General features: G+C 72.0%; 19 protein-coding genes and 2 pseudogenes. 10 read left to right on the forward strand and 11 right to left on the reverse strand.

The genetic code is table 11. The features are described from left to right. Window positions 1–94: 94 nt before the first annotated feature. Both ACTMMA_RS03895 and ACTMMA_RS03900 read left to right on the forward strand, forming a co-directional pair. Window positions 95–1,441, forward strand: coding sequence for an ABC transporter substrate-binding protein (locus ACTMMA_RS03895; protein WP_441188787.1), 1,347 nt, complete (start codon window positions 95–97; stop codon window positions 1,439–1,441). Window positions 1,442–1,572: 131 nt separating this feature from the next. Next, window positions 1,573–2,685, forward strand: coding sequence for an ABC transporter ATP-binding protein (locus tag ACTMMA_RS03900; protein WP_441188788.1), 1,113 nt, complete (start codon window positions 1,573–1,575; stop codon window positions 2,683–2,685). 4 nt (window positions 2,686–2,689) lie between these two features. Here ACTMMA_RS03900 and ACTMMA_RS03905 read toward each other — a convergent pair whose 3' ends face one another. The 3 genes from ACTMMA_RS03905 to ACTMMA_RS03915 form a co-directional block, all read right to left on the reverse strand. Then, the gene (locus ACTMMA_RS03905) at window positions 2,690–2,953 is read right to left on the reverse strand and encodes a hypothetical protein (protein WP_441188789.1); all 264 of its coding nucleotides are present in this window, start codon (window positions 2,951–2,953) and stop codon (window positions 2,690–2,692) included. A gap of 147 nt (window positions 2,954–3,100) precedes the next feature. Further along, window positions 3,101–4,087: an NAD-dependent epimerase/dehydratase family protein gene (locus tag ACTMMA_RS03910; protein WP_441188790.1), complete on the reverse strand. Its 987-nt coding sequence runs from the start codon at window positions 4,085–4,087 to the stop codon at window positions 3,101–3,103. Window positions 4,088–4,107: 20 nt separating this feature from the next. Beyond that, complete coding sequence (locus ACTMMA_RS03915; protein WP_441188791.1) at window positions 4,108–4,458, reverse strand: iron chaperone; 351 nt, start codon at window positions 4,456–4,458, stop codon at window positions 4,108–4,110. 107 nt (window positions 4,459–4,565) lie between these two features. On the opposite strand from ACTMMA_RS03915, the pseudogene ACTMMA_RS03920 reads away from it, so the two are divergent. The 4 genes and pseudogenes from ACTMMA_RS03920 to ACTMMA_RS03935 form a co-directional block, all read left to right on the forward strand. After that, a pseudogene (locus ACTMMA_RS03920) lies at window positions 4,566–4,664 on the forward strand (MerR family transcriptional regulator); the annotation flags it as partial. Between the two features lie 320 nt (window positions 4,665–4,984). Beyond that, window positions 4,985–5,440: an SRPBCC family protein gene (locus tag ACTMMA_RS03925; RefSeq protein WP_441188792.1), complete on the forward strand. Its 456-nt coding sequence runs from the start codon at window positions 4,985–4,987 to the stop codon at window positions 5,438–5,440. 9 nt (window positions 5,441–5,449) lie between these two features. Continuing rightward, window positions 5,450–5,584 carry a hypothetical protein gene (locus tag ACTMMA_RS03930; RefSeq protein WP_441188793.1) on the forward strand — a complete coding sequence of 45 codons (135 nt, stop codon included), beginning with the start codon at window positions 5,450–5,452 and terminating at the stop codon, window positions 5,582–5,584. Window positions 5,585–5,668: 84 nt separating this feature from the next. Next, the gene (locus ACTMMA_RS03935; RefSeq protein WP_441188794.1) at window positions 5,669–5,926 is read left to right on the forward strand and encodes a hypothetical protein; all 258 of its coding nucleotides are present in this window, start codon (window positions 5,669–5,671) and stop codon (window positions 5,924–5,926) included. A gap of 27 nt (window positions 5,927–5,953) precedes the next feature. Here ACTMMA_RS03935 and ACTMMA_RS03940 read toward each other — a convergent pair. From ACTMMA_RS03940 to arsD, 4 genes and pseudogenes are all read right to left on the reverse strand, one after another. Next, window positions 5,954–6,392 (reverse strand): annotated as a pseudogene (locus ACTMMA_RS03940) (arsenate reductase ArsC). 89 nt (window positions 6,393–6,481) lie between these two features. Then, window positions 6,482–7,123 (reverse strand): arsenate-mycothiol transferase ArsC, encoded by a 642-nt coding sequence (locus ACTMMA_RS03945; protein ID WP_441188795.1) that lies wholly within the window; start codon window positions 7,121–7,123, stop codon window positions 6,482–6,484. 82 nt (window positions 7,124–7,205) lie between these two features. Then, window positions 7,206–9,020 carry an arsenical pump-driving ATPase gene (gene arsA, locus ACTMMA_RS03950; protein ID WP_441188796.1) on the reverse strand — a complete coding sequence of 605 codons (1,815 nt, stop codon included), beginning with the start codon at window positions 9,018–9,020 and terminating at the stop codon, window positions 7,206–7,208. A 1-nt stretch (window position 9,021) separates the two neighbouring features. Further along, complete coding sequence (gene arsD, locus ACTMMA_RS03955; RefSeq protein WP_441188797.1) at window positions 9,022–9,438, reverse strand: arsenite efflux transporter metallochaperone ArsD; 417 nt, start codon at window positions 9,436–9,438, stop codon at window positions 9,022–9,024. Between the two features lie 97 nt (window positions 9,439–9,535). Between arsD and ACTMMA_RS03960 the strand changes: the two genes are divergently transcribed. Together ACTMMA_RS03960 and arsB are read left to right on the forward strand one after the other, a co-directional pair. Beyond that, the gene (locus ACTMMA_RS03960; RefSeq protein WP_441188798.1) at window positions 9,536–9,919 is read left to right on the forward strand and encodes an ArsR/SmtB family transcription factor; all 384 of its coding nucleotides are present in this window, start codon (window positions 9,536–9,538) and stop codon (window positions 9,917–9,919) included. 9 nt (window positions 9,920–9,928) lie between these two features. Next, window positions 9,929–10,999: an ACR3 family arsenite efflux transporter gene (gene arsB / locus ACTMMA_RS03965; protein ID WP_441188799.1), complete on the forward strand. Its 1,071-nt coding sequence runs from the start codon at window positions 9,929–9,931 to the stop codon at window positions 10,997–10,999. Here the strand turns inward: arsB and ACTMMA_RS03970 are convergent. Further along, the gene (locus tag ACTMMA_RS03970; RefSeq protein ID WP_441189080.1) at window positions 10,996–12,615 is read right to left on the reverse strand and encodes a potassium transporter Kup; all 1,620 of its coding nucleotides are present in this window, start codon (window positions 12,613–12,615) and stop codon (window positions 10,996–10,998) included. The genes arsB and ACTMMA_RS03970 overlap by 4 nt on opposite strands. A gap of 63 nt (window positions 12,616–12,678) precedes the next feature. Here ACTMMA_RS03970 and ACTMMA_RS03975 point away from each other — a divergent pair, with 63 nt between their 5' ends. After that, the gene (locus ACTMMA_RS03975; RefSeq protein WP_441188800.1) at window positions 12,679–13,449 is read left to right on the forward strand and encodes a crotonase/enoyl-CoA hydratase family protein; all 771 of its coding nucleotides are present in this window, start codon (window positions 12,679–12,681) and stop codon (window positions 13,447–13,449) included. 128 nt (window positions 13,450–13,577) lie between these two features. Here the strand turns inward: ACTMMA_RS03975 and ACTMMA_RS03980 are convergent, their stop codons facing one another. From ACTMMA_RS03980 to ACTMMA_RS03990, 3 genes are all read right to left on the reverse strand, one after another. After that, entirely contained in the window at window positions 13,578–14,057 is a 480-nt protein-coding gene (locus ACTMMA_RS03980) for a DinB family protein (RefSeq protein ID WP_441188801.1), read from the reverse strand. A gap of 39 nt (window positions 14,058–14,096) precedes the next feature. Further along, window positions 14,097–14,753: an alpha/beta fold hydrolase gene (locus ACTMMA_RS03985; protein ID WP_441188802.1), complete on the reverse strand. Its 657-nt coding sequence runs from the start codon at window positions 14,751–14,753 to the stop codon at window positions 14,097–14,099. Between the two features lie 71 nt (window positions 14,754–14,824). Continuing rightward, window positions 14,825–15,355, reverse strand: a complete 531-nt coding sequence (locus tag ACTMMA_RS03990; RefSeq protein ID WP_441188803.1) for an NADPH-dependent FMN reductase — start codon at window positions 15,353–15,355, stop codon at window positions 14,825–14,827. Window positions 15,356–15,522: 167 nt separating this feature from the next. On the opposite strand from ACTMMA_RS03990, the gene ACTMMA_RS03995 reads away from it, so the two are divergent. Further along, window positions 15,523–16,767, forward strand: coding sequence for a glucose-1-phosphate adenylyltransferase family protein (locus tag ACTMMA_RS03995; RefSeq protein ID WP_441188804.1), 1,245 nt, complete (start codon window positions 15,523–15,525; stop codon window positions 16,765–16,767). The last annotated feature ends 77 nt before the right edge of the window (window positions 16,768–16,844 follow it).

Below are 16,844 nucleotides of genomic sequence, written 5' to 3' on the forward strand. Positions count from 1 at the left end.
GACCCGACCTCCGCCACCCCCCGACCGCCGCTGCCACCCCATACCCCCCTTCCACCCGCACACACCCACACCCTGCACAAGGAGAACCACGAGCATGAGCACACCACGTCGTCCCCTGTCCCTGCTGGCCCTCGTGGCCGTCACCGGCCTGCTCGGCGCCTGCGCCGGGACCGGTGGTGGCACCGGCGGCGACTCCGGAGGCAACGACAACGGCGGCAGCACCGCCGGCTCCGGCGGCGATGCTGCTGGCGGCAAGGTCGAGTCGCTGACCTTCTGGTCCAACCACCCGGGCGGCTCCAAGGAGACCGAGGAGGCCATCATCAAGGCCTACGAGGAGGAGACCGGGATCAAGGTCAACCTGGTCACCGCCGGCGCCAACTACGAAGAGGTCGCCAACCGCTTCAACGCCGCCCAGGCCGGTGGCGACGTGCCCGACCTCGTCGTCGCCTCCGACGTCACCTGGTTCCCGATGATGCTCAACGGCGCCCTCGCCCCCCTCGACGAGCTGTGGACCTCCCAGGAGGTCGACAGCGACGCCTACGTCGACGCCCTGCGCGAGGACTACAACTACAACGACGAGCACTTCGCGATGCCCTACGCCCGCTCGACCCCGCTCTTCTACTACAACAAGGACATGTGGGCCGCCGCCGGCCTGCCCGACCGTGGCCCCGAGACCTGGGAGGAGTTCGCCGAGTGGGCCCCCAAGCTCAAGGAGGCCAACGACGGCAAGGCGCCGCTGACCATCCCGGACGGCTCCAACTACCTCGACTGGTACTTCCAGGGCATGATCTGGACCTTCGGCGGCTCCTACTCCGACGAGTTCGAGCCCAACTTCACCTCCGAGGGCTCGATCAAGGCCGGTGAGTTCCTGCAGCAGCAGGTCAAGGACGAGATGTTCGTCATCGCCACCGACCCCAACAGCGACTTCGCCGCCGGCCAGGCCGCCGCGCTGCTGCAGTCCACCGGCTCCCTGGGTGGCCTGACCGAGAGCGCCGAGTTCGACTTCGGCACCGCCTTCCTGCCCGGCCCGAAGCCGGGCGTGACCACCGGTGGCGCCGGCGTGGGCATCTCCAGCAAGATCTCGGCCGAGCGCCAGGCGGCCGCCATGGACTTCCTGGAGTTCCTCACCAACACCGACAACACGGTCACCTTCAGCCAGGCCACCGGCTACATGCCCGTGCGCAAGGACGCCGCCGAGACCGACGCGGTGAAGTCCTACCTGGAGGAGAACCCCAACTTCAAGACCGCCCTGGACCAGCTGCCCGACACCCAGTCCCAGGACTACGCCCGCGTCTTCGTGCCCGGCGGGGGCGCCCGCATCGGCGCCGCGCTGGACAAGATCACCACCGGTGGCGAGGACGTCAAGGCGACCTTCGAGGCTCTCCAGGAGGAGACCCAGCAGGTCATCGACCGCGACGTCACGCCCCAGCTCGAGGGCTGAGCACACCCCTCGGCAGCACCACCCGCACCAGGCGAGACCCGCGACGGCGGGGCTCGCAGCGGCGCCGGCCTGGGACCAGAGGTTCCGGGCCGGCGCGCCGCCAGCACACCGCATACCCGCAAGGAGAATCCATGGCGACCGTCACCTACGAGCGCGCGACCCGGACCTTCCCCGGCAGCGACCGGCCGGCCGTCAACGCCCTCGACCTGGAGATCGCCGACGGGGAGTTCCTCGTCGTCGTGGGACCTTCCGGCTGCGGCAAGTCGACGTCGCTGCGCATGCTGGCCGGGCTCGAGCCGGTCAACGACGGTCGCATCCTCGTCGACGGCGTGGACGTGACCGACCGCCGCGCGCGGGACCGGGACGTGGCGATGGTCTTCCAGAGCTATGCGCTCTACCCCAACATGACGGCCGGGGAGAATATGGCCTTCGCGCTGCGCAACACCGGCGTGTCCAAGCCGCAGATCAAGGAGCGGGTCGCCGAGGCCGCCCGCATCCTCCAGCTCGAGGACCTCCTGGACCGCAAGCCGGCCCGGATGTCCGGCGGTCAGCGGCAGCGCGTCGCCATGGGTCGCGCGATCGTGCGTCAGCCCAAGGTCTTCTGCATGGACGAGCCGCTGTCCAACCTCGACGCCAAGCTGCGCGTCTCCACCCGCGGCCAGATCGCCGACCTGCAGGAGCGGCTGGGCGTGACCACGGTCTACGTCACCCACGACCAGACCGAGGCGATGACGATGGGTCACCGCGTCTGCGTCCTCAAGGACGGTGTCCTGCAGCAGGTCGGCACCCCCACCGAGCTCTACGAGCGGCCCGTCAACGCCTTCGTCGCCGGCTTCATCGGCTCGCCGGCGATCAACTTCCTGGACGGGGTCGAGGTCCGCGACCGGCGCGCCCTGATCTCCCCCACGCTGCAGATCCCGCTGCGCCCGGCCCAGGTCGCTACCCCCGTGACGGTGGGGCTGCGGCCGGAGGGCTTCGACGTCGTCGGGGACGGCGCGACCGGCACCCCCGGCGAGGGCGAGCTGTGGGTCAAGGTGGAGCGCCTCGAGCGGCTCGGGTCGGAGACCTATCTCTTCGGCACGCCCGTCGTCACCGATGGGGTGACGGTCCGGGGCGGCCACCTGGTGGTGCGCCTCGACAAGCGTCAGCAGGTGCAGACCGGCGACCGCCTGCGGCTGCGGGTCCACCCCGAGGAGGAGCTGGTCTTCGACGCCGAGGGTGACCGGGTGCCGCACGAGGCCTGAGAGTTCAGGCCGGGTTGGTCACCCGCGGGGCCGGCAGGGCGCACTCGCGCTCACCCTTGAGCCTGGCGTGCAGCGCCCACCCCAAAGCGGCGACGGCCGCCACCGCCAGCACCGGCTGGACGGGGGCGAACCACTGCATCGCCCCGGCGTAGCCCAGGAGCAGCAGCACAAGCTTGTTGCACACCGGGCAGCCGACGGCGAAGAAGGTCAGCAGTCCGCCCGCCAGCCCGCGGCGGCTCCCCTTCTCGCCGGCGGACGCCTCGTCCACCACCACCCTCCGCAGGTCGCGCACGTAGGTCGCCAGGACGAGGCCGCCGAGGATCGCGGTGAGGAGCAGCGTCGGCCACGACCACCACGTGGCAGGGTATGTCGAGGCCTGACCTCACGCGAGCGCCGGGGGGGCGGCGGCGGGCGGTCACCGCTGGCGGGCCGCCCGGATGAGGTCCCGCTCGTCGGTCCACTCCAGCCCGGCGGACCAGGGGCGATTCCCGCGCTGCCGGGTGTCGGCGAGCGTCGCGCGCAGGGTCTCGCGCAGTGGTCGGGTCGTCAGCCCCGCCGCACGGGCGGCCTCGCCGGAGCGCTGCATCAGGCCGAGCAGATCCGGCTGCGGCAGCCAGAGGGGCAACGACCGCGGCCCCATCCAGGGAGAGACGTCGTGCTCCGCCAGCCAGGTCGCGTCGACGACCACCGGCTCGGGCACCTCGGTGGCCAGCGCCGCCGACTCCGCCAGGACCTCACCGAGGGTGGTGGGAGACCCCACCGCGTCGAACGTGCCGGTGACTCCCTGCTCCAGGCAGCACACCAGCCATGCGGCGAGGTCGCGCACGTCGAGCAGCTGCACGGGCTGGGCGAGGGCGTCGGGGACCAGGACCCTGCGCTCGACCGGATTGCTCATCCGGTGCGGCCAGTAGCCCGAGCGGTCGGTCTCGTCCTCCGGCCCACCGATCAGACCTGGCCGCACCACCAGCGTCCGGTCCACGCCGGCCCCGTCACGCACGAGACTCTCGCACGCGACCTTGGCCGCCCCGTAGTCCTCGGGCGCATCCCACTGCTGCCCGACCAGGGCCTCGACGACGTCGTCCGACTCATCCCCCGGCCCCGCCGTGCTGGCATAGACGTTGACGCTGGAGACGTAGACCCAGCGCGCGGCCTCCAGCGCCTCCACGGCGCGGCGCACCCGAGCGGGCTGGCTGCTCAGCTCGACGACCGCGTCCCACGTGCGGTCGGCGACCGCCTCCAGCCCGGCGTCCTGGTCACGGTCCCCCACGACCAGCTCCGCGCCCTGGGCCACAGGACCGGAGCGCCCTCTCGCCAGGCAGGTGACGTCATTGCCGGCCCGCACCGCGGCCCGCGCGAGGGCGCGCCCGAGCTGGGCGGTCCCGCCGAGGATGAGCAGCTGCATACCCTCACCCAAGCAGGTCGTCAGCGGGTGCGCACCCGCTCCACCAGGGCGACCGCCACGTCCTCGACGAGGTCGATCGGCAGCTCCTCGCGGTGCGGGAAGCGCAGCGTGCCCCTGCCCGTGCGGTGCGGCGCGACCCGGTCGGCCAGCCCGGGGTCGTCGGGCACGGGATAGAGGGCGACGTGCGCCGCATACCCTCCGGCGTGCAGGGCGTTGCGCCCCTCGAGGGTGAAGGTCAGCACCCCGTAGGCCATCTTCTCCCCCAGCCCCGGGATCGTGCCGTGCACCGCGGCCCGAATCTGGTCGACGCGCTCGCGCGCCGCCTCCGGCAGGCCTTCCAGGTATGCGGTCACCGCGGGGTCCGGGTCCATGTCACCCAGGGTAGGGCCCGGCCGGGCGTAGACCGTGTCGCCGGTTGCTAGCAGACCGTGTCGCCGGTCGTCAGGGATGGGAGGGAGCCGAGGTCCCGGTCGCGACGTTGAAGTACTACCTGCGCGAGGGGCTGCTCCACGCCGGGCGCTCGCTGTCGCGCACCCAGGCCGACTACGACGACTCGCACGTCGAGCGGGTGCGCCTGGTGCGCGCCCTGACCGAGGTCGGCGGCCTGAGCCTGGCGACCGTCAGGCGGGTGCTGGACACGATCGAGTCGTCATACGTCGAGCGGCTGGGCGTGCTGGGGGCGGCCCAGCGCAGCCTGCTCGGCCGAGCAGATCGCCGCGGTCGACGTCGGCGCGGTCCCGGCCGACCCGCAGGGCGCGGTCCGTCAGGTCGTCCTGGGCACCGTCCTGGTCGATCCCGTCCTCGCCGCGCTGCGCATACTGGCGCAGCAGCACACAGCCGTGACACGGCATACCGGAGCCGCGCCGCAGGCCCGGCACGCACGCCGCCTCGATCCACGTGGACGCGAGCCCGGCGGAGGTCTACGAGCTGGTCAGCGACGTCACCCGGACCGGGGAGTGGTCGGTGGTCTGCCGCGCGGCCGAGTGGGAGGATCCTTCGCGGACGGGCGAGGGTGCCCGCTTCCTCGGGCACAACGAGACGCCGACACGGACGTGGACGACGACCTCGACGGTGGTCGCCGCGACGCCCGGTGAGGAGTTCGCGTGGGTCGTCGGTGACGGCTTCGTGCGGTGGGGCTACCGGATGGCGCCGAGTGCGCAGATCGAGGGCGGCACCGAGCTGACGCACGAGTGGGCCTTCCTGCCGGCCGGGCAGGAGATGTTCGTCGGCCGCTACGGCGCGGACGCCCCTGCCGAGGTCGAGCAGCGGACGCGCTCAGCGCACGACTCCATCCCGCAGACCTTGAGCACGCTGCGCGACCTCCTCGAGCAGGGGCGGCGCGGCCCGGCGTAGGTTGCCACCATGCCCGAGGACTTCCCGCCCGTCACCCACACCGAGACGATCCGCGTCACGGCCGATCCGCAGCAGGTCTACGACCTGGTCAGCGACGTGGGCCGGACCGGCGAGTGGTCGGTCGGCTACCGCTCGGCGGAGTAGGTCGACCCGTCCCGGAAGGGCCTGGGCGCGCAGTTCGTCGGGCACAACGCCACACCGGAGCGCGAGTGGGACACCACCTGCACCGTGGTCACGGCCGAGCCGGGCGAGGAGTTCGCCTGGGAGGTCGGCGCGGGGTGGTCGCGGTGGGGCTACCGGATGCGGCCGGTCGAGGGCGGCACCGAGCTGGTCCACGAGTGGGCCTACCTGCCGGCGGGGCAGCGTTTCTTCGGCGCCAAGCACGGCGACCGCGCCCAAGAACAGCTGGCGCTGCGGGTGGCGGCAGCCAGGGAGGGTATACCGCGGACCCTTGAGCGGATCAAGGCGATCGTCGAGGCGGGCTGACGCCCACGGCCGACGGCACACCTTCGCTCAGGAGGACAGGTCGACCGGCTCCACCCCGAGCTCGCGGATGAGGGTCCGCACCCGCTCCTTGATCTCGTCGCGGATCGGGCGCACCGCGTCGACCCCCTGACCTGCCGGATCCTGCAGCTCCCAGTCCTCGTAGCGCTTGCCCGGGTATATCGGGCAGGCGTCGCCGCAGCCCATCGTGATCAACGACGTCGCTGGCCCGGAGCGCGTCGTCGGTGAGGATCTTCGGCTTCTCCGCCGAGATGTCGATGCCCTCCTCCAGCAGCGCCTCGCGCACCGCGGGGTTGGTCTCGTCGGCCGGGGCCGAGCCCGCCGAGCGGACCTCGACCGCGCCGCCGGAGAGGTGGTGGGTGTAGGCCGCCGCCATCTGCGAGCGGCCGGCGTTGTGGACGCAGACGTAGAGGACGGAGGGGCGGGTGGCTTCGGGGGTGGTGGTCATTCTTTTCTCCGGGTATGCGGTGCTGCGGGTCGGGGTGTCGGTGCCGGGTCGGGGTGCGTGCCGGCTCAGGGGATCGGTCGGGTGGGCGGTCAGGTGATCTGGCGCAGGAGGGCGGTGACCCTGGCCTGGATGTCGTCGCGGATGTCCCGCACGACCTCGAGGGGCTGGCCCGCCGGGTCCTGGACCTCCCAGTCCTCGTAACGCTTCCCCGGGAAGTAGGGGCAGGCGTCGCCGCAGCCCATCGTCACGATGACGTCGGCCGCGCGGACGACGCTGTCGGACAACGGCTTGGGATAGGCCGTCCCGAGGGCGACGCCGCGCTCGGCCAGGGCCTCGACGACCACCGGGTTGATCTCACCCGTGGGGGCCGAGCCCGCCGAGCGGACGTGCACCTTGCGCGCCGAGAGATGCTCCATGAGGGCGGCAGCCATCTGGGAACGTCCGGCGTTGTGGACGCAGACGAAGAGCACCTCGGGCACCTTCTTGGCGACCTTGCCCTCCGCCTGCGCGGTGGCCATGAGCTGCTCACGAGCCTGGCGCGCCACGAGGATCGGCAGGTAGTTGGTGACCTTGGAGCGGGCGGAGAGCTCGTCCCAGGCAGCGTGGACCGCAGCCTCCACCTCCTCGAGGGTGAACACTCCGTCGTAGGAGTAGGAAAGGTCCTCGACGATGCGGGGGACGGCCTGCTGGGCCGAGATCTCCCCCTGGATCGGTGCGGGCGGGAGGGTCATTGGGATCACTCCTGACGTAGGCGGGTTGTGACGGTGTCGTGGCTGGGTGGTGGCGCTGCGGTGCGATCGGCGCGGAGGTGGCTCAGAGGGTGGCCGGAAGGAGGGAGTGCAGGCCTTCGACCCCGGTCGGCTCGGTCGCGAGCATCGGGATGATGGCCGCGCGGTCGGCGAGCGTGGCCACCCGGGCGAGGTGAGGCGCCTCGGCCGCGGCGCGGGCGGCGAGCAGCGCGGAGGTCGGGCGCGCGGCGGCCAGCGAGGCGTTGACCACCCAGGCCCACGGCACGATGTCGGCCCGTCGCAGGTCGGCGTCCAGCTCCTCTGCCTCGAGGACCGGAGTGGTGTCGGGGAGCGTGACGACGACGACCTTGGTCAGATCGGGGTCCTGGAGCCGCATGAGGGGAGTGATCTGACCACCGGCACCGGTCGCGTTACGCATGACGTCGCGGTGGTAGGACCCCGTCGCGTCCATCAGCAGGAGCGTGTGACCGGTCGGCGCGGTGTCGACGACGACGAACTGCCGCCGCGCCTGCGAGACCAGCTTGGAGAACTCGCCGAAGACGGCGACCTCCTCGGTGCACGGCGACATGAGGTCCTCGGCGAGGCGCGCGCGACCCGCCTCGTCCAGCCCGGCACCCTTGGTGCGCAGGACCCGCTCCCGGTATGCGGTGGTGGCGGCGTGGGGGTCGATGCGCGAGACGGTCAGATGGTCGTCGGCCGCGCCGGCCAGGACCTGGTCGAGATGGGCGGCGGGGTCGGTGGTGGAGAGGTGGACCGTCTCGCCCCGCTCGGCGAGCGCCAGCGCGAGGGCCGCGGCGACGGACGACTTGCCCACGCCGCCCTTGCCGACGCACAGGACGAGCCCGTGGTCGGCCTGCGCGAGCTCGTCGACGAGGACGCCCAGGCCAGGCAGCTCGGGCGTCACCGGCCCTGCTCCGGGGGCAGCCGGCGGCTGGCCTGGCTGGGCAGGGCCCATCGGAGCCGGGTCGAGGAGGTGCCGGACCGCCTCCAGCCCCACCACCGTGCCCGCGCGCAGCAGCACCTCGGTCCGCGGCAGGACGCGCAGCGCGGCAGGCATGGCCGCCAGCGCGGCCTGCTCGCGGAAGCGCAGGGCCTGCGCCAGCGGGTCCTCGCCCGCCCCGGACTCGGCGTCGGCGGGCAGCAGCGCGTTGACCACGAGGTGCTGACCGGTGATGCCCAGGTCGGCCAGCTCCGCCGCCGTGCGGGCCGCCTCGGCCAGCGCCGAGCGCTGGGCGCGGGTCACCAGGACCAGGCGGGTCAGGCCCAGGTCCGCGAGCCGGGAGACGGCCCGCGCGTAGGTGGCGTGCGTCTGGTCCAGGCCGGCCATCGGGCCCAGGCAGGACGCGTCGCCCTGCCCGGCGTCGAGGAAGGAGGTCCACTCCCCCGGCAGCTGGAGGAGCCGGATCGTGTGACCCGTCGGGGCGGTGTCGAAGAGGACATGGTCGTAGGCGGCGGTCAGCTCGTCGTCGGCCAGGAGGGTGGTGAACTCGTTGAAGCTGGCGATCTCCGTCGTGCACGACCCGGAGAGCTGCTCGGTGATCGACTCGATCTCCGCCACGGGCAGCAGGTCACGGACGGGGCCGATGATCTTCTCGCGGTAGGCGTCGGCAGCCTTCTGCGGGTCGATCTCGATCGCGTCGAGGCCCGGCACGTCCACGATGCGCGTGATGGTGTTGCCGATGCGCCGGCCGAAGACCTGGCCCACGTTGGAGGCTGGGTCGGTGGAGACCAGGAGCACCTGGGAGCCCGCCTCGGCGAGGCGGACCGCGGCCGCGCACGCCAGGGAGGTCTTGCCCACCCCGCCCTTGCCGGTGAAGAAGACGAACCTGGGCAGGTCGGCGAGGAAGAGCGGTCCGCGGCCGTCGGGTGCCTCGCTCATGTCAGCAGCACCCGGTCGAGCCGCCGCAGCACCCTTCCGCCCTCCCAGAGGTGACCGGCGCCCGTCCGAGATCCTGGTGCGGGGCGGCACCCGGGTGAGCTGCCGCATACCCCTCGAGCTCGGTGCGGGAGGGATAGCGGCCGGTGGCGACGGTGACCCCGTCGACGAGCACCAGCGGGAGGCCGGCGGAGCCGGCGACGCGCAGGAAGTCGCGCACGACGGGGGTCTCGGCGAAGGCTCCCGGGTCGTTGGCGAGATTGTGGCGGGCGATGTCCACGCCCTGCCCGCGGAGGTGTTCGAGGTCGGCGGTGAAGGTGACGAGGGCCTCGTCCACGTCCGGGCCGCAGACGCCGGTGTTGCAGCACAGCGCGGGCTCGAAGACCCGGATGGCCGGGCCGGTCGTGGATGTGGTGCTCATCAGTCCTCCATATCGATGATCATCTATGCGGTAGGCTACCGACAGACATCGACGATCGTCAATATGACAACCCGAGGACGAGAGGAAGGACGGCACGATGGCCACCGCATCGCACACCCCCGCCGTCGTGGCGGAGGACATCTGCTGCGCCGGCACCGACGCCGAGCTGCTGGGAGGGGCCGAGGCCGGCCACCTGGCCGTGGTGTTCAAGGCCCTCTCCGACCCGACCCGCATCCGGCTGCTGCAGTATCTGGCCGAGTCCGACGCGGGCACGGCCTGCGCCTGCCACCTGCCCGAGGCGTTGGGCATCAGCCAGCCGACGCTGTCCTTCCACATGCGCAAGCTACGCGACGCGGGCCTGGTCGACCGGGACCAGCGCGGCCGCTGGGTGCACTGGACCGTGCGGCCCGAGGCGCTCGGCCCGGCACGGACCTTCCTCGACCTGCCCGCGTCCGGCACGGCCGGCCCCTCCTGCTGCTGAGAGACGACCATGACCCTCGACACCCACGCCCCCGACCACCTCGCGGGCAAGCTCTCGACGCTCGACCGCTACCTGCCCGTCTGGATCGGTCTGGCGATGGCCGCCGGCCTCCTTCTGGGCCGGCTCGTGCCGGGTCTCGGCGGCGCCCTGAGCGCGATCGAGATCGACGGCATCTCCCTGCCGATCGCCCTCGGGCTGCTGGTGATGATGTATCCGGTGCTGGCCAAGGTCCGCTACGACCGGCTCGACACCGTCACCCACGACCGGCCGCTGCTCATCTCCTCGCTCGTCCTCAACTGGCTCGTCGGGCCGGCCCTGATGTTCGCCCTGGCCTGGCTGCTGCTGCCCGACCTGCCCGAATATCGCACCGGCCTGATCATCGTGGGCCTGGCCCGGTGCATCGCGATGGTCATCATCTGGAACGACCTGGCCTGCGGCGACCGCGAGGCGGCCGCCGTCCTGGTGGCGATCAACTCGATCTTCCAGGTCGTCGCCTTCGCCGCGCTCGGCTGGTTCTACCTGTCGGTGCTGCCCGGCTGGCTCGGGCTGGAGCAGGCCGCCCTGGACGTGAGCCCCTGGCAGATCGCCAAGAGCGTCCTGATCTTCCTGGGCATCCCACTGCTGGCGGGCTACCTGTCCCGCAAGGTCGGCGAGGCCCGGTGGGGACGCGAGGCCTACGAGCGTTCCTTCCTGCCCAAGGTCGGGCCGTGGGCGCTCTACGGGCTGCTGTTCACCATCGTGCTGCTCTTCGCCCTCCAGGGTGACCAGATCACCGGCCGTCCCTTCGACGTCGCACGGATCGCGCTGCCGCTGCTGGCCTACTTCGCGATCATGTGGGGCCTCGGCTTCCTCACCGGCCGTCTCGCGGGACTGAGCTATGAGCGCACCACGACCCTCGCGATGACGGCCGCCGGCAACAACTTCGAGCTGGCCATCGCCGTGGCGATCGCCACCTTCGGGGTGACCAGCGGGCAGGCGCTGGCCGGGGTGGTCGGCCCGCTCATCGAGGTGCCGGTGCTCGTCGGCCTGGTCTACGTCTCGCTGGCCCTGCGCACGACCTTCCCCGAGGGCCGCCGTTAGAAGTTGATCCGTGCCCCCAGCACCACGGTCCGGCCGATCGGCAGCGAGAAGTACTCCGTGGGGTCGGCGGCGTTGCGTGCGAGGACGCCGAAGAGGCGTTTGCGTGCCATCCCCATGCCGGGCCGGTCCGAGCGGTGCACCGTGACCCTGGACAGGAAGTAGGTCGCGCCGGCCAGGTCGATGTCGAAGCCCTCGTCCTTGGCCGTCGCCAGCCCGGCGGGGACGTCCTGGTGGTCGGAGAAGCCGTAGCGCAGGGTGATGTGCGTGACGTGGTCGTAGGGGTCGCCCAGGTCGTCGATGACGACGCGCTCGCTCTCGGGCACGTGGGGGACGTTGACGCTCTCGGTGCTGACGATGACCACCTCGTCGTGCAGCACGTGGTTGAAGCTGACGTTCTCACGCAGCGCCAGCGGCACCGCCTCCTTGCCCGGGTGCAGGAAGATGCCGGTGCCGGGCACCCGGAGGATCTTGGCGTTGTCATGCACCTCGGCCAGGAAGTCCGCCAGCGGACCCTCGATCTTCTCCCGCCGCGCGGTGACGAGCTCGCGCCCGCGCGCCCAGGTCGTCATCACGGTCGCGACGATCGCGGCGACGAGGAGCGGCAGCCACCCGCCGGAGAAGACCTTGGCGATGTTGGCCGAGAAGAACGCGAACTCGATGCTGCCGAAGACGAGGACGAAGAGCGCCACCTGCCACCTGCGCCACCTCAGGGCCGCGAGCGCATAGACGCAGAAGAGCGAGGTGGTGAGCAGCAGGTCGGTGGTGACGGCCACGCCGTACGCAGTCGCCAGTCGCTCGGAGGCGCGGAAGGTCAGGAGCAGGAGCATGACGCCGCCGAAGAGCAGCCAGTTGACGACCGGTATGTAGATCTGGCCGCCCTCCTGCTCGCTGGTCTGCCGCACGGTGAGCCGGGGCAGGAAGCCGAGCCGCTCGGCCTGGCGGGCGACCGAGTAGGCACCGGAGATGACCGCCTGGCTGGCGATGATCGTGGCGAGCGTGGCCAGGATGACCAGCGGCAGCTGCGCCCACGCCGGCGCGAGGTGGAAGAACGGGCTGGCGATCTCGTGGCTGTCGCGCATGATCAGCTGCGCCTGGCCCAGGTAGTTGAGGGTCAGGCAGGGGAAGACCAGCGCGAACCACGCCCACATGATCGGGATCCGGCCGAAGTGGCCCATGTCGGCGTAGAGGGCCTCGGCGCCGGTGATCGAGAGCACGACCGCGCCCATCGCGACGAAGGCGATGAACGGGTGGGTGACCACGAAGACCGCCGCGTGGTGGGGCGAGAGCGCGGTGAGCACGACCGGGTCGGCGACGACGTGGACCAGGCCGAGCACACCGAGGGTGACGAACCAGGTGGCCATGACGGGGCCGAAGAAGCGGCCGACGTGGTGGGTGCCGAAGCGCTGGACCGCGAACAGGGCCGCGATGATCGTCGCGGCGATCGGGACGATGAGGTGCTCGGTGGCCGGCGCGGCGACCTTGAGGCCCTCGACGGCCGAGAGCACCGAGATCGCGGGCGTGATGAGGCTGTCGCCGAAGAAGAGGGAGCCGCCGAAGACCCCGAGAGCGCGGCCGGTGCGCCGCCGGCTCGCTGGCCGACGTTGGTCACGATGGATGAGCGTACGCCTGTCGGACGGTCGGCGACAGGTGGAATCCCCCGCCGTGGCATGCTCGCCGCTATGACGTCACTCACCCTGTCCGGACCGGTCACCTGCGAGGTGGTCGGGGGTGTCGCGCACGTGCGCCTGGCCCGCACCGACAAGCTCAACGCCCTGACGCTGGAGATGCTCGACGGGCTGGTCGAGGTGGCGCGCGGGCTGCGGCGAGACAGCTCGGTGCGGGCGGTGGTCCTGGCTGGCGAGGGCGAGGCCTTCTGCGCCGGGCTCGACCTGCGCGCTGCCCTGCGCCAGCAGAGAGGGATCGCGACGCGCTTCGTGCCCCGGCCCTGGGCGGGGACGAACGTCTTCCAGGAAGCCTGCTGGGTCTGGCGGCGGCTCCCGGTGCCAGTGGTGGCGGCCGTGCACGGGCACTGCCTGGGCGCGGGGCTGCAGCTCGCGCTCGGGGCGGACGTGCGGGTGACGACGCCCGACGCGCAGTGGTCGGTGCGCGAGGCGCGCTGGGGCCTGGTGCCGGACATGTCGGGCGTGCGGACGCTGACCGAGGTGGTCGGCCTCGACGTCGCCAAGGAACTGACGCTGACCGCGCGGATGGTCTCCGGCGAGGAGGCGGTGCGGATCGGGCTGGCGACCCGCGTCGCGGAGGACCCCCTGGCCGCGGCGGTGGAGCTCGTCTCGCAGATGGTGGAGCACGACCGCGAGGCCCTCGCCCGTGCCAAGAAGCTCCTCGACGGCGCCGTCACCGCCTCCCCGCGCCGCACCTTCGCCCGCGAGCGCCGCGCCCAGCTGCGCCTCCTGGCCCGGATGGACCGCTCCGGCCTCCCCGGCCGCTGACCCCCCCTCCCCTCCCCTCCCCCCCTCCCCTCCGCCACTCCCCCCGACCGGGCGCACCAAATGGTCAACCCCAGACCCACCGGGCGCAGCAAATGGTCAACCTCAGCCCGACCGGGCGCAGAGAGTGGTCAGTGCTGACGCGCCGCCAGGATCTGCTCGCGCAGGATGTCCGCGTGACCGCAGTGGTGCGCCAGCTCGCGCAGGACGTGGAGCAGCACCCACCGGAAGGGCAGCGGGCCCCGCTTGTTGCCCTGCACCAGGTCGTCCAGGCCCAGCAACGACGCCCGTTCCCGCGACCGCTCGCTCGCCTCGCGGAAGGCCAGCGACACCGTCTCGATCGTGTCGCCGTCCTCGAGGGTCATCGATTCCTCCGGCGTCAGCGGCACGCCCAGCTCGGCGCGGCTCCGGCAGGTGATCGCCTCGTTGAACCACACCTCTTCCACCATCGCCGCGTGCTTGACCAGCCCGAGCAGGGTGGTGCGGGAAGGGACCAGCGAGCGCCGTGCCTCCTCGTCGGTCAGCCCGTCGAGCGAGGCGAGCAGCATGGCTCGGTGCTGGTCGATGAAGCCGTCGAGCTGGTCGCGCAGAGACGCGTCGAAGTCGTCCACGACCCCATGCTCCCAGCGCCGCGAGGGTGGACGCCAGAGTCAGCCCAGGAAGTCCTCGAGGATCGAGACCAGCTCGGCCGGCGCCTCCTCGTTGAGCGCGTGCCCCGCACCGGCCACGACCCGCAGCTGAGCGCCCGAGATTCCGTCGGCCAGCGCCCGCGCCCCCGGCAGATTCGCCTTGTCCCTGCTGCCGACGAGCACGAGCGTCGGGACGGTGATCCGCGGCAGTGCGTCGGTGAGGTCGATGTCGCGGGCGGCCTCGAGCATCCGCAGCAGCCGGTCCTTGGACACCCCCGAGTCGGCGAACCGCGAGGCGGGGATCATCCGCATCAGGCCGGACTGCACCTTCATCGCCATCTTGGGAGGCTTTACCTGGCCTGCGATCAGCACGAGACGCCGCACCCGCTCGGGGAAGTCGGCCGCCAGCCGGGTCGCCACCATCGCACCGAGGCTGAGACCGCACAGGTCGACCTGCCGCATACCCTCCAGCATCAGGTCGGTGTCCAGCCGCGCCGCCGCCTGGTCCAGCGGCACCAGCTCCTTCTCCGTCGGCCGCAGGCCCGGCACCCACGGCGTGAGCAGCCGCCGCGACCCGTAGAGCGCGACGACCACGTCCTCCCAGGCCATCGGCGCCTGGCCGACGCCGTGTAGGAGGACGAGGGGGGTGGGTGTCGGCTCGGTCTCTGGCTGGCTCACACCGGCAGGGTATGCGGAAGCGCCCGGCGCCCTGCACGGGCACCGGGCGCTTCCGGTCGGGTCGGGATGGCTCAGACGCGGGCGGGGATGCGGTCGCGGAGCATGAGATAGAGGTCGGCGACCTGGGCGGCGGGCGCCTCGGGCAGGAAGTCGCCCTCCGGGGTCAGCGCCGTGCCGAAGGCCAGCTCGGGGCCGTCGATCTTCTCCGCCTTGACGGTCGACAGGACCGGCTCGAGCGCGCGGACCGCGCGGGCGCCACCGCCGAAGCCGTAGCCCACCAGGCCGATCGGCATGGCCTCCCACTCGGCGTAGAGGGTGTCGATGGCGTTCTTCAGCGGGGCGGTGTAGCCGCCGTTGTACTCGGCGACGGCGAAGATCATCGCGTCATACTGCTGGACGCGCTCCGACCAGGCCTGGGTGCTCTCCTGGGTGTAGTCGCCCATGGCCGGCAGCTTGGGCTCGGCCAGGAACGGCAGGTCCACCTCGGCGAGGTCGACGATGTCGAGCTGGAAGCCTGCGGGGGCCTGGTCCGCGATCCACCGGGCGACGGCTGGGCCGACGCGGGTGGGGCGGGTGCTGCTGATGACGATGCCGATCTTCATGCCTGGTCCAAGGTGCCCGGACGGGCCGTCTGTTCCGCTCGTGACCAACGCCACAGTGCGTAGCAGACCGTGTCGCCGGTGGGCAGCAGAGTGTGTCGCCGGTGGGCAGCAGACCGTGTCGCCGGTCGGGAGGGACGGGAGGGGCCGTGCCGCATACACTCGCAAGAGTGCTGAGCCTGCCGGTCGGACTGCGCACCCTCGCCATCGTCCAGGCAGGAGGGGCGGGCAGCCGCATGGACGTGCTGACCCGCGAGCGCGCCAAGCCCGGGCTGCCCTTCGCGGGGACCCACGCGCTGCTGGACTTCCCGCTCTCCTCGCTGGTCGCAAGCAACGTCACGGACGTGTGGGTGAGCGTGCAGTACCAGTCCAGCACGCTGGACACCTACCTGGCCGGCGGTCGCCCGTGGGACCTGGACCGCACGCGCGGCGGCTTCCGGCGGCTGACCCCTGAGCAGGGCTCGGGCGGCCCCCAGGACGACGGCTTCAGCCACGGCAACGCCGACGGGCTGTTCCGGCTGCGCGACCAGATCGCCGAGTTCGACCCCGACGTGCTGCTCGTGCTCTCGGCCGACCACGTCTTCTCCACCGACCTGCGACCGATCATCGCCCGCCACGTCGAGCGCGGCGCCGAGTGCACGATCGTCACTGCCGAGGTGGGGGTGCAGGAGGCGACGCACAACATGGTCGTGACCGCGGGCTCCGACGGGCTGGTCAGCGAGGTCGACTACAAGCCCTCCTCGACCGTCAACGGCACGGTCGCCGTCGAGATCTTCCTCTACGAGCCGACCGTGATGATCGAGCAGCTGGAGCGGCTCCGCCGCGAGCTGCACCACGAGGCGGAGGAGCACGGCGACACCGGGCTGGGTGACTTCGGGGAGCACCTGGTCCCCGCCCTGGTGAAGCGGGGCAAGGTGTATGCCGATCCCCTCACCGGCTACTGGAAGGACGTCGGCCGCCCGGAGACCTATCTCCAGGCGCACCGTGACCTCCTGGCCGGCCGGATCGACGTCTTCGACCACCCGGACCGCCCGGTCCTGTCCCCCGGCGTGGTCGGCCCGCCCGCCTGGTTCGGGGCGGACGCCGACGTGGAGAGCTCGATGGTCGGCCCGGCCAGCCGGATCCGCGGGACCGTGCGGCGCAGCGTCGTCGGCCCCCGGGTCGAGGTGCAGACCGGCGCGGTCGTCGAGGACAGCGTGCTGATGGGTGACACGGTCGTCGCCGCAGGTGCCGCGGTGCGGACCGCGATCGTCGACACCGGAGTCCGCGTGGGCCGCGACGCCGTGGTCGGGGCGACGCCCGTCAGCCGCCGCCTCAACGGGGACGCCGTGACGCTCGTGGGCCGGGACAGCCGGATCGCCCCCGGGTCGGAGGTCGAGGCCGGAGCGCGGCTCGAACCGGGCACGACGGTCTGACCGGCTCCCTCCTGATGTGGCATCGCAGTCTCCGACTAAGGCTTGGCCAGTTGATGCTTTGATGCTTCTGAATCGCG

Origin of the sequence: Ornithinimicrobium panacihumi, assembly GCF_052073805.1 — a bacterium.
Classification (GTDB): Bacteria; Actinomycetota; Actinomycetes; order Actinomycetales; family Dermatophilaceae; genus Ornithinicoccus; species Ornithinicoccus panacihumi.